The organism is Aquiflexum sp. (assembly GCF_041749095.1).
Lineage (GTDB): Bacteria > Bacteroidota > Bacteroidia > Cytophagales > Cyclobacteriaceae > Aquiflexum.
Window position 1 is genome coordinate 1 of sequence record NZ_JBGTCA010000060.1, and the last position, 11,116, is coordinate 11,116.

Annotated in this window: 11 protein-coding genes; 8 read left to right on the forward strand and 3 right to left on the reverse strand. The window is 39.6% G+C overall.

Going from position 1 to position 11,116, the window contains the following annotated elements:
• The 4 genes from ACEW8O_RS03840 to ACEW8O_RS03855 form a co-directional block, all read left to right on the forward strand.
• Positions 1-374, forward strand: a 374-nt coding sequence (locus ACEW8O_RS03840) for a hypothetical protein (protein WP_373493304.1), incomplete at its 5' end; no start/stop codon positions are given.
• A gap of 5 nt (positions 375-379) precedes the next feature.
• On the forward strand, positions 380-595 hold the full coding sequence (locus tag ACEW8O_RS03845) for a hypothetical protein (RefSeq protein WP_373493305.1): 216 nt from the start codon (positions 380-382) through the stop codon (positions 593-595).
• An 896-nt stretch (positions 596-1,491) separates the two neighbouring features.
• The gene (locus ACEW8O_RS03850) at positions 1,492-1,998 is read left to right on the forward strand and encodes a helix-turn-helix domain-containing protein (protein ID WP_373493306.1); all 507 of its coding nucleotides are present in this window, start codon (positions 1,492-1,494) and stop codon (positions 1,996-1,998) included.
• A 69-nt stretch (positions 1,999-2,067) separates the two neighbouring features.
• Positions 2,068-2,511, forward strand: a complete 444-nt coding sequence (locus ACEW8O_RS03855) for a nuclear transport factor 2 family protein (RefSeq protein WP_373493307.1) — start codon at positions 2,068-2,070, stop codon at positions 2,509-2,511.
• A gap of 266 nt (positions 2,512-2,777) precedes the next feature.
• On the opposite strand, the gene ACEW8O_RS03860 is transcribed toward ACEW8O_RS03855, so the two are convergent.
• Together ACEW8O_RS03860 and ACEW8O_RS03865 are read right to left on the reverse strand one after the other, a co-directional pair.
• Positions 2,778-3,359, reverse strand: coding sequence for an amidohydrolase family protein (locus ACEW8O_RS03860; protein ID WP_373493308.1), 582 nt, complete (start codon positions 3,357-3,359; stop codon positions 2,778-2,780).
• A complete protein-coding gene (locus tag ACEW8O_RS03865; protein ID WP_373493309.1) occupies positions 3,356-3,556 on the reverse strand; it encodes a hypothetical protein in 201 nt (66 codons plus the stop codon). Before ACEW8O_RS03865 ends, ACEW8O_RS03860 begins: the two co-directional genes overlap by 4 nt.
• Positions 3,557-3,766: 210 nt before the next feature.
• On the opposite strand from ACEW8O_RS03865, the gene ACEW8O_RS03870 reads away from it, so the two are divergent.
• The 4 genes from ACEW8O_RS03870 to ACEW8O_RS03885 all read left to right on the forward strand — a co-directional run bounded on the left by ACEW8O_RS03870 (position 3,767) and on the right by ACEW8O_RS03885 (position 9,423).
• Positions 3,767-4,348: a Crp/Fnr family transcriptional regulator gene (locus ACEW8O_RS03870; protein WP_373493310.1), complete on the forward strand. Its 582-nt coding sequence runs from the start codon at positions 3,767-3,769 to the stop codon at positions 4,346-4,348.
• 391 nt (positions 4,349-4,739) lie between these two features.
• Positions 4,740-5,594 carry a hypothetical protein gene (locus ACEW8O_RS03875; RefSeq protein ID WP_373493311.1) on the forward strand — a complete coding sequence of 285 codons (855 nt, stop codon included), beginning with the start codon at positions 4,740-4,742 and terminating at the stop codon, positions 5,592-5,594.
• A gap of 87 nt (positions 5,595-5,681) precedes the next feature.
• Complete coding sequence (locus tag ACEW8O_RS03880; protein ID WP_373493312.1) at positions 5,682-7,001, forward strand: serine hydrolase domain-containing protein; 1,320 nt, start codon at positions 5,682-5,684, stop codon at positions 6,999-7,001.
• An 88-nt stretch (positions 7,002-7,089) separates the two neighbouring features.
• The gene (locus tag ACEW8O_RS03885) at positions 7,090-9,423 is read left to right on the forward strand and encodes a GEVED domain-containing protein (protein ID WP_373493313.1); all 2,334 of its coding nucleotides are present in this window, start codon (positions 7,090-7,092) and stop codon (positions 9,421-9,423) included.
• 319 nt (positions 9,424-9,742) lie between these two features.
• Here the strand turns inward: ACEW8O_RS03885 and ACEW8O_RS03890 are convergent.
• Positions 9,743-11,116 (reverse strand): amidohydrolase family protein (locus tag ACEW8O_RS03890; RefSeq protein ID WP_373493314.1); only part of this gene is annotated, 1,374 nt, incomplete at its 5' end.

Below are 11,116 nucleotides of genomic sequence, written 5' to 3' on the forward strand. Positions count from 1 at the left end.
AATATAATGAAGCTTTGATAAATATGATTGGTGATACCAATGATCTTCTTAAAGAACAAATTGAAAACCTGGATATACAAAAGCTTGTCGAAAACTATAATGAAATGAACCAAAAAATAAAATACCAAAACTATATAACTCCGCTGATGAGTGCTGTGAGCAGTCTTTCAAAAGAAGACCTTGCAGAAATGGCAGAAAGTTTGATATATTTGACTTATCTAAAAAGGAGGATTACTTTTGCAGAAGAAAGTGTTGGAGGACCTGTAGATGTGGCAATTATATCAAAGGGTGATGGATTTGTATGGATTAAGCGTAAGCAATATTTTAAGCCAGAGTTGAATCAGCATTTCTATAAAAACTATTTTAAAAAATAATCGATATGAGTATTCTATCATTTAATAGGCGCTATGACAGTAATGTTATTGAGGAGGATGTGCTTTCTGTGTTTAAGAAAAAAACAACAGAGGTTCAGGAGATAAAACAAGGAATGACTCCCAGCCAAATTGCCGAAGTTGTATCAGATCGTTTGATCGAAGTAGTTAAGGAGCAATTTGAAAAAGTCAAGTTTGATTATATTGAAAATTCAAAAAAATGAATTAGCGATTTTATCATATTTTAAAGGCCGGTTTTTTCCGGCCTTTTTTATGTCTGCCGTTATAGGCTCAACTTGGAGGTGAAAGTTCACTATGGGTTATGTAATTGAAATCCTCCAGCCTAGAACGAGGGTGTCTATCTTCCTACTCGATTTTCAAAATCAACATAATTCTATAGTTCCCATGTCTCTGACCTCAATTCTCCAAGGGATAAAGTCTCAAATTCTTCTTTTATCAATCGGATTCCAGTAATAAATACCCTGAAAAGGGGATGGTACGGTAAAGAATAATTTGGGATATTGTGAAGGGGTAATTGATCAAATTAAAGCATTACCTTTAAGTGGTTGTTGGTATGAAGAGCCGTGTGAGGTGAGAGTCTCACGCACAGCCTGTCCCGATTTTCGGGAGTTCTGTGGGAAGGTGAGGGTGAAATTCCCTTGCCTGACCCGATTGTGGCCAATTGGGTTGGACTTGGACAGATTAGACCATGTCGAAAATAAAAAATCGTGGTAATGGTGACAAAGTTACGAATACAACTTAGTTTTAATATTTAATAACGGCAGGCTTCTGTTTGATTGAAATGATTTATAAGAACTTTTTACCCAGTCCTTGTCTATGTGATTTTGTAAGAAATTACACCCTTATACATTTTCAATTCAATCAGAATGAGGTCCCACCAACTAAACATAGGTCACCCAAGGCAGAACAAAAGATTGTTTTCTACATTAAAGGGTCAGTGAACCTACAGGATCCTCAGACTGGTAGAATATCCACACCACCACCTATAGCAATTTACAGTCATCAGATAGGTAAGAAAATTTTACAAGTTAGTTCTGAGTTCCTCGCTCTGATCATTCATCTTCGACCAGGCGTATTGTACAGATTGATGAGGTCTCACATGTCTGGCTTCCCCAGTGACTATGTCGATGCGGAGTTAGTTTTTAACACAGAAGTAAGACTAGTCAGCGAACAGTTAGCTGCTGCTGCCGAAAACCCTGCGTTAATGTTCTCCATTGTTGAACAGTTCCTGCTTTCAAAATGTAAAGGACTACTGGTCGGAAGGTCGATAGATGCAGCTGCCAATTATATTCTAGCTGATCCAACATCATTGTCTTTAGAGGCGTTGGCAGATAAGGCAAACTTGAGCCAGAAGCAGTTCTACAGGAATTTTGTGGAGCGAATAGGAATGACCCCAAAATTGTTTGTCCGCCTTACCCGGTTTAATCACGCCTATCAATATAAGCTCCTGCACCCGGTTACAACATGGTCATCGATCGCGCAAGAGTATGGCTACACCGACTACCATCACTTGGAGAAAGAATTTAAGGAATTTATAGGGGTTACACCTAAAATATGGATTAACACTGAATTAAAGGCTCCTGAGCGGTTGCTCAAACTTCGATAAAAATGTCCTTTTTCTACCCAAGTTTTTGATTTGATTTTTTGTTTTTTGTTTTAACAAAATCTAAAAAACATGAAACACTTACTTATTTTATCAATTATGTTTTCGATTGCAGTCGCGGCACGATGTCAAGATTCCAGAGAAGATGAGATCAGACGGTTGGAAAATCTCGAGCGTGAGTATGTCTTGAAAAGTGACTCTACAATGTTGTTTGACAAAATCTGGTCTCCCAACATGGTGATCAACGCCCCGGCCAACATTGTTGGGACAGCTGAAGGAACAAAGGCTCTCTTCCGGGCAGGTGGTCTGGACTATGCATCTTTCGAGCGAACGATTGAAAAAATAACGTTCCATGATAATGTAGCCATTGTGATGGGGGGTGAAGTGATAAAACCTCAGCGTACCCAGCCAAATTCCGGTAAAATTGTTACCAGGCGGTTTACTCATGTTTGGCTGTACAAGAACAACTCATGGAGCATCATCGGGCGGCAGGCTACTATTGTAAAGGTAGAATGAACAGAGTATAGTCTCTCAACTGAAAAAAATGAGATCGGCTCATGGTGATGGACTGAACCCAACTGGCCACCACACTGTGTTTATGCCAGCTGCGGGTGCCATGTTGTTATGAAGTTTAGTTTTCTTAATTTCGTTTCAGTACATGGGACAAATACACATTTCGAAAATCGCAGCCGTCATAAAAACAATACGTTAGAATCTCACATTGCCAAAAAAACCAATCCATTACTGACCAATAAATCAATTTGACAACACTCCATCAATCTTTACCTCCTCAAATTCTTCTCCTCAATCCTCCTCAATTCCTCCTGCAATTTCTCTTTCGGCAGCCATTTGCCCCTGACCATTACCCCATTTACTTTCCTAAGATTGGAAAGATCTTCCAAGGGATTGCCTTCTACCAAGACAAAATCAGCGGAAGCGCCTTTTTTGATGATACCGAATTGACCTTCTTTTTCAAAGTATTTGGCGATGTTTAGGGAACCTGTTATCAGGATTTCATTAGGGGTCATGCCTGCTTCATGCATGGAGGAGATTTCATTGTGGATAGAAAAACCGGGGACATTGAAAACCTGTGGGGAGTCAGAACTCATGATGATGGGAACACCGCCACGGTGCAAAGCCATCAGCATATCTTTTCTGAATTCCAGGTAGGGTTTGACATTTTCTTCTTTGAGGACGCCTTGGTTTTCGAGGAGTTTTTTCTGATTGACCCACTGCTGTACCTGTATCCCGGGCATATATTTCATTTCGGACTCAAGCCTGAACTCATCCGCAGGGATATAGCCGAAGAATCTTTCAAATAAGGTGAGTGTAGGAGCTATCCAGGCATTTTTGTCCAAAGTCAATTGGACCAGTTCCGGATTTTGTTCTTGTCGACATCTTTTACGGCAATCATACTGAACGTTCCCGCTACTTGTGGGTCATGTTTGGATTTGTCGGCAACCAAGGCTTCAATATAGCCAACCATATGTTCCACCGAGCGATAACCGTTGTTCAGCGAATTGACCAAACCCACGTCCAAGGAGATGTGGCCGCCAAACATGATGTCCACCTCCTTGGCAGTATTTTTCGAAAGTTCTTTTAGAATTATTGCTATTCTAATGAACTTTAGTCTAAATTTATCAATAATAAATGCCTCCTCCTATGCAGATATAAGGGGTACGCTGATGGTAGGCAAGAATGTCCCAGTAGCTTTTCAAAGCATAGGATTAGAAGTTAAGTTTTTAAAATTCAATTTAGCATTTGAGTAGAGATGCATGAACCTTTAATCCAAAATATTAAAGAGCTGGTTATTTTGAACGAAGCAGAAGTGGATTTAGTTGAAGAGGCATTCAAACCTATTACGCTAAAGAAAAAGCAGTTTTTGCTTCAAAAAGGAGAACCTTCCAACCATATGCGTTTTATCGCAGCAGGATGCCTTAAGTTGTTTGAAATTGATAAAGCAGGAAGGGAATATATTCTTCAATTCGGTATAAAAGGGTGGTGGATGAATGATCTCTATGCTTATCTTTCTCTGAAACCTGTCACCTATTTTATTCAGGCCATTGTGGATAGTGTTGTTTTACAGATCCATAGGGACAGGCTTAATGAGCTTTTTAACGAGATCCATATGTTGGATAGGTTTTTCAGGATCAAGACTCAAAATGGATATGTGGCACTTCAGGAACGAACCATTCACTCCATGAGTCAAACTGCCGAAGAACGATATTATAATTTTGTTAAGCGATACAGGATTATGGAGCAGCAAATCCCTCAATACATGATAGCTTCTTATTTGGGAATAACGCCTGAACACCTTAGTACAATCCGTAAAAATATGGGCAGTCGGCTTTAGTAAGATATCTTAACGTATTTGATCTGTTTAGTTTTGAGTTTTACAAAAAAAAACAAATTATGAAACGACAAACATTTAATTAGAAGACCATGATGATACAAAAACCCGATCCCTTTTTTTGAATATAAAGGTTGAATATACTACTTATATTCATTTAGATGAGGAATTTCCAATGAGCCAAGGTGTTGCGGTGTAGAAAAATTGGAAAACAATTACTTAACGGCGTATCTCAAGAAGTATTTTTTAAAAATAAATGGTTTTTTGAATGTCCAAAAAAACTATAACATTTCCATTATTCTAAGAAATATTCATCAGTAATTTTTCTTAAGATACCTTAATTTTTTGATAAAAAATAATATTGACTTTTGTAGTGTAATTTAAAAACACGCAAATGGAAACTTTAGAAAAACAAATAATAGAGTTAAGTAAAATCAGCTTCGTATTGATTAAGTCTTTTAGTCTAACGGCGTTTTTATTATTAGCAATAAATGGATGGTCTCAAAATCAAACACATGAAAATTTAACGCTATCTTTTAGTGATGGAAGAGCTGATGTTGAAGGAATTGAGCGTATTAATGCCATTTTAAGAGCCGTAGGGGTACGTGTAAGTACAATTAATCTACCTAAGGATGCAAAGCCAATACTTGAAACCTCAAGAACAAGAGCTTTAAATGAAAACGAAGCTGATAAATTAATCTCAATTTTTTATTTAAAGAGAAAAGACTTGCTTGACCAAATAAAAAAATCCGGAAGAAAACCTGAAGCTCGAAGAGGTGGTTTTTTATCTACAAAGGAAGAAGCAATGTCCCCTTATCCAAAAGTCTATGATATGAAAGCCTTATCTCCAGAAGTTGCTGTGTATCTTCAGAATAAATTCGGAAAGTTGCATGTTAATAGTTCAGATAATGGAATGGGAATTGACGAAGTAATGACTATCGTTTCAGGTGGCCCTTGGACATGGTTTTTTGTTTTACCTGATAATGTTGTGGGAAAGCTTACATTAGGACATGTTGGATTGGACGATCTAGGTTGGCGGATAAGTTATCCTGGATTAGGCCCACATGGAGGTTTTTTTGATGCTGAATACGGATTAGTTGTTGCATTTGCTCATGGTCCCCAAAAATTTGAAATGCGATATGAAGACCCTAAAGTTAAATTATCCAAATACCTGGGAAAAAACCCTTGGGTAGATTTTTCAGCTAATACTCCAACGTTGTTAAAATCACCTTATAATTCCGGCTACTAAAAAGACTTTAATAGCCAAGATATATTTTTGGATGCAACCTTGCAGTTGTTTTCCCAATCCCCTAATTAAATCTAAATGTTTAAGATTATGAAAAACTATATTTTAACTCTTACCCTTTTCTCTTTCCTTTATTTACCTGGGATTGCTCAGCAACTTAAAAAGGAGAAGTTGGATACTTTATTGCTCTCTCTTGAAGAGAACCAAAAATTTATGGGCAGCGTATCGGTGGCCAAAAATGGCAAAGTTATTTATTCAAGAGCGGTAGGGTTTCAAGATATTGATATCAACAAAAAAGCAACTCTGAATACCATTTATAAGGTGGGATCAATCTCAAAAATGTATACAGCTACACTTGTTTTAAGAGCTGTTGAGGAAGGAAAACTTTTACTTGATACCAAATTGGCGGAGTTTTTCCCTTCCATTCCGAATTCAGAATTCATCAGTATAGAACAAATGATGGGGCACAGGAGTGGGATTTTTAGTGTGACAAGTCAAAGGAATTATTCCGATTGGAAGGAAGCTGAAATTACAAGAGCCGAGATGATAACCAAAACCTCGGAATCCAAACCAGCTTTTGAGCCCGGAACGAATGTCAAATACAGCAATTCAAACTATATCCTATTGAGCTATATCCTGGAAGAGGTATATAATAAAACCTATGGAGAAATTTTGGAGAAAGAAATAATCAGACCGCTTAAACTCAAGAACACTTATCCAGATGGAAACTATAGTTTAAGTCAACAAGAAAGTCATTCCTATAGATTTTTGGGAGATTGGGAAAAAATGCCCCAAACCCATCCTATGGTATCCATGGGGGCAGGATTTATCAAATCCACTCCGACCGAACTTATCAGATTCCAGGAAGCATTGTTGGGTGGAAAACTGATTCGGAAGGAAAGTTTAGCCAAAATGATGTCATTTGAAAATGGAATGGGCTACGGAATGTTTGAGTTTAATTATAGTGGCAGAAAAAGTTATGGACATACGGGAGACATTGATGGATTTGTTTCTTTTGTAGCCCATCAACCTGAAGATCGTATCACAATTGTGATAACCTCGAATGGTATGAATTTCAGCAATAGCGAAATAGTACAGCAAATTTTTAACACCCTTTATGAACACAATGCTTCCCTGCCATTGCTTTTCAAACTAGAAATAGAGGATTCAGAATTGGATAAACTTTCAGGGACCTATTCCAGCGCTCAGGCACCCATTAAGATAGTGGTGAGTCATAAAAATGGATATTTGATTGCTCAGGCAAGCGGACAAGATCCCTTTCTTTTACATGCGGAGAGTCAAACAGTTTTTAAGCATCTCCAAGCTGGAATAGTATTGGAATTTGGGCATAATTCTTCCGAAGTAATATTGAAACAGGGAAGTAAGGAAATGAAATTTACGAGGGAGTGACAGATCCATGAAAAACAGAAAAATAAATATTGCTCTATTCAGCTGGTTTTAGTAGAAGTTTAAAAGAATAGCATGAATTTATATTCATATGGAACAAAGAATGACTTCTTATTACAAAAGGCTATATCTTATTTGCCTTTTACTTGCCACTACTTTCGGAGCTAGTGCACAACAGATTTGTGGCACTACTGCTCCTGATCCTGCAGAGGAAGCCAGACTTGCCAAAGTTCTGCAGCAGGCCATTCAGAGTCGCGATGCCAAAGGCAATCTCGAAGATGAAATGTACTATGTTCCCCTGAAAATTCACATCTTAAGGCACAGCAATGGAGAAGTAGCAATTGCAGAGAATCGGGTTCTGGAGCATATTACGGCTACTAATAAGCATTTTTTAGATGCCGGAATTCAGTTTTATTTAGTTGGAGACTTTAATTACATTGATCTGGATCAGGCTTTTTATCTGAAATATAATGAACACCAAATCCTGACATCAAACACAGCAAACTATAAAGAGGCAGGGATGATTAATCTTTTTTACCCGCACAGCATTGATGGCCCACTAGGTTTTGCAGAATACCCTCCTTCCACTTATGTTGTGGTAGCCGGTAATATCAGCGAGCCTAAGACATTGATTCATGAATTGGGACATTCCTTTTTTCGTTTACATACACATGAAGGAAATAACTCTAATATGGCTGAACTTGTCGACGGATCCAACTGCCATGTAGGGGGAGATTATATCTGCGACACACCCGCTGACCCATATGGGCTTCCAGGTGCAACAGTTGATGTCAATGGTTATACCGGGACTATTGTAGATGCCAACGGTGATCTTTATGCTCCCATGATAGAAAATTTTATGTCATACTGGCAAAATAGTTACATATATCAGAAATTTACATTGCAGCAAATGCAATTGACTCGGCTGGTGTATGAAAATTATTTTGGTCCTACAGGCTATTACCCTTTCAATCACAACCAGGTCCCGGTGAATGCTCCTTCTGCTCTAACAGCTTCCTTTCAGGCCGGAGTTAACACCCCCTCTTTTGTTCACCTGACTTGGCAGGACAACTCAACCAATGAGACTAGCTTTTTTATTGAAAGGTCTACCTTTCCAGACCATGACTTTTACAGTGTTGGTTACAGTGAAAAGAATACAACTAGTTTTGGTGACAAGACTTTAGCAGCAGACCAAACTTACTATTACCGGATCAGACCTGTAAATTCCAAAAACTCATTTTCAAATGTAGTCAGTATACAAACCCCAGCATTCTATTGTGTGCCGTCAGCAGATCCTTGTTCTACTCACAGTAAAATCATTAATAGTTTTAATATTTCTTACGGAAACACAGTCATAGTGAATGGAAATCCGGCCACATGTTTCAGTTACAACTTTCTTTCCCTTCCGACCAGTATTCTAAATGTGGAAAACAGCTACACGCTTTCTTTAAAGATAGAGAACGATCACGATATGTTCTCTACAGCTTGGATTGATTTCAACAGGAATATGCATTTTGAAGAAGAAGAGGTCATTTACAGCAGTAATTCAGCCACGAATCTGCATACTGCTTCTTTTGATGTCCCCGAGAACCTGGCTGATGGTATTTACAGGTTGAGGATACGCGCTGAATCTTCGCAGAAGGAGGGAAGGACCTCCTGTGCGGCGGAATATTTTTTCGGTGAGATCAGGGATATTGAGTTCAGTATTGCTGCGCGGGTAGCACCCCAAATAACTTGGGATCCTATAGAGGACAAATCAATGGGCGATCCTCCGTTTACGATCAGTGCCAAAAGCAGTTCTACCCAAGCAATTAGCTACAGTGTAGTTTCAGGTCCAGCCGTGCTGGAGGGGAATCTTTTAAGGCTTACGGGCACCGGAATAGTGGTACTGCGCGCATCTCAGGCTATTTCGCAGACAGGTGAAGTGAACTCAGAAGATATAAGCTTCTGCGTGCTCCCGTCAATGCCGCATTTGACTATTTCGGGGACAATGCTCACATCTAGCAACGCGCACGGAAACCAGTGGTACCTGAATGGCCAGCCAATTACAAACGCGATACAGCAAACCTATCAGGCCGCTACCACTGGTGAATATGCTGTGGAGACTATCGGTCCCTGTGGAGACGGTGTGAGATCTGATGTGGTTTATCTTATAGTTACAGGTATTGAGAAGGAAGTGCCGAATGCAGGCATTATGGTATATCCTAACCCAGTTGATGATGAAGTAAATATCAAAATACCGGAAGGATATCGGTGGGAGAAAATCGAAATCCTAGACATGAATGGAATTAGAGTAGCTGAAAAGTGCTTTGAAGATGGGAGTAGTGTTACTTTCATAACCAGAAAACTGGCGGCAGGCTTTTATGTTGTCAGGATCAGCACTTCAGCCCATGTTTTGAGTAAGAAATTCGTTATTCAAAGATAGTCAGTAGAGTAGCCACAAAATATTAAAACAGCTCCAAGAACCTAGTAGAATAAAACAGAAAAACTGCCAACAATAGATTAAAAACATAGGGCTCTTCTGTATTCAGAAAGTTCACCGTTTTCTGGAAAGTCCGCCAAGTATAATTTAAATTTAGAAATCGTTTTTGGCTCGTAGGTCACACCAGGCAATATGTTATTTACATCCTATGTTTTTTATCAAGGTCGTTGACAATTTGACCCTTCCTCCAAAACTCAAATCTAAAAACAAAACCATTCCTCCAACCAATCAATTACCCCCACCCACATTACAACATCTCTTTTCACCTCCTCACATTCTTCTCCTCAATCCTCTTCAACTCCTCCTGCAACTTCTCTTTCGGCAGCCATTTGCCCCTGACCATCACCCCATTTACTTTCCTGAGATTGGAGAGATTTTCCAAGGGATTGCCTTCCACCAAGACAAAATCAGCGGAAGCGCCTTTTTTGATGACACCGAATTGACCTTCATTCTCAAAGTATTTGGCGATGTTTAGGGAACCTGTTATCAGGATTTCATTAGGGGTCATGCCAGCTTCATGCATGGAGGAGATTTCATTGTGGATAGAAAAACCGGGGACATTGAAAACCTGGGGGGAGTCAGAACTCATGATGATGGGAACCCCGCCACGGTGCAAAGCCATCAGCATTTCCTTTCTGAATTCCAGATAGGGTTTTACATTTTCTTCTTTGAGGACGCCTTGGTTTTCGAGAAGTTTTTTCTGATTGACCCATTGTTGCACCTGTACTCCGGGCATATATTTCATATCGGTTTCAAGCCTGAATTCATCCGCAGGGATATAGCCGAAGAATCTTTCAAATAAGGTTAGGGTAGGCGCTATCCAAGCTTTTTTGTCCAAAGTCAATTGGACCAAATAAGGAATCCGTGATTTGTCTGCATCCTTGACAGCCATCATGCTGAAGGGGCCAGCAACCTGTGGATCCAATTTGGACTTGTCCATTACCAAAGCTTCAATGTATCCATCCATATGTTCCACTGAGCGATAGCCATTGTTCAGTGAATTGACCAAACCCACATCCAGGGAGATATGGCCACCGAACTTGATGTCCACTTCTTTGGCAGTGCTGGCGATGGCGAGGAATTTGGGCATGTCCAGACCGGGATGCAGTTTGAGGTGGTCAAAACCAGCGGCTTTTTGTTCACGCACCATTTGGGCGCCCATTTCCGGATTCTCCACAGAACCACCATTCAATGACTGGCCTGCCGCAAAAATCCTGGGACCGGTGATTTCCCCCGAATCGATTTTCTTTTTGAGTTCCAAATGGGAATGATGGCCTATCATTCCTCTGACATTCAAAATACCATTGGCCAGGTATAGCCACATCACATCCTGTATATAGGAGAAATCATCAGTTTCGGTAGTAGGGATATGGGAGTGCATTTCCGCCAATCCCGCATAGGCAAAGGAGCCTTTTCCGTCGATTCTTTGGATGGATTTTGCAAGACTTTTGCCTTTTGCCATGGGCAAAAGCGCTTCTATTTTATCCCCCTTGACATGTATCAGATGGTCTTTTAAGACCTGATCATTTTCCAGGTTGATGATGTGGACATTGCTGACAATATATTCCTGTGCCAAAATCGGACTCAAGGAAAAACCAAAAACCACCATGAACAAGACTGGTAGGTAAAGCTTTTT

Coding starts and splice junctions, on each gene's coding strand:
- ACEW8O_RS03845 (WP_373493305.1), top strand. CDS start 380: ATGAGTATTCTATCATTTAATAGGCGCTATGACAGTAATGTTATTGAG.
- ACEW8O_RS03850 (WP_373493306.1), top strand. CDS start 1,492: ATGTCTGGCTTCCCCAGTGACTATGTCGATGCGGAGTTAGTTTTTAAC.
- ACEW8O_RS03855 (WP_373493307.1), top strand. CDS start 2,068: ATGAAACACTTACTTATTTTATCAATTATGTTTTCGATTGCAGTCGCG.
- ACEW8O_RS03865 (WP_373493309.1), bottom strand. CDS start 3,556: ATGTTTGGCGGCCACATCTCCTTGGACGTGGGTTTGGTCAATTCGCTG.
- ACEW8O_RS03870 (WP_373493310.1), top strand. CDS start 3,767: ATGCATGAACCTTTAATCCAAAATATTAAAGAGCTGGTTATTTTGAAC.
- ACEW8O_RS03875 (WP_373493311.1), top strand. CDS start 4,740: ATGGAAACTTTAGAAAAACAAATAATAGAGTTAAGTAAAATCAGCTTC.
- ACEW8O_RS03880 (WP_373493312.1), top strand. CDS start 5,682: ATGAAAAACTATATTTTAACTCTTACCCTTTTCTCTTTCCTTTATTTA.
- ACEW8O_RS03885 (WP_373493313.1), top strand. CDS start 7,090: ATGGAACAAAGAATGACTTCTTATTACAAAAGGCTATATCTTATTTGC.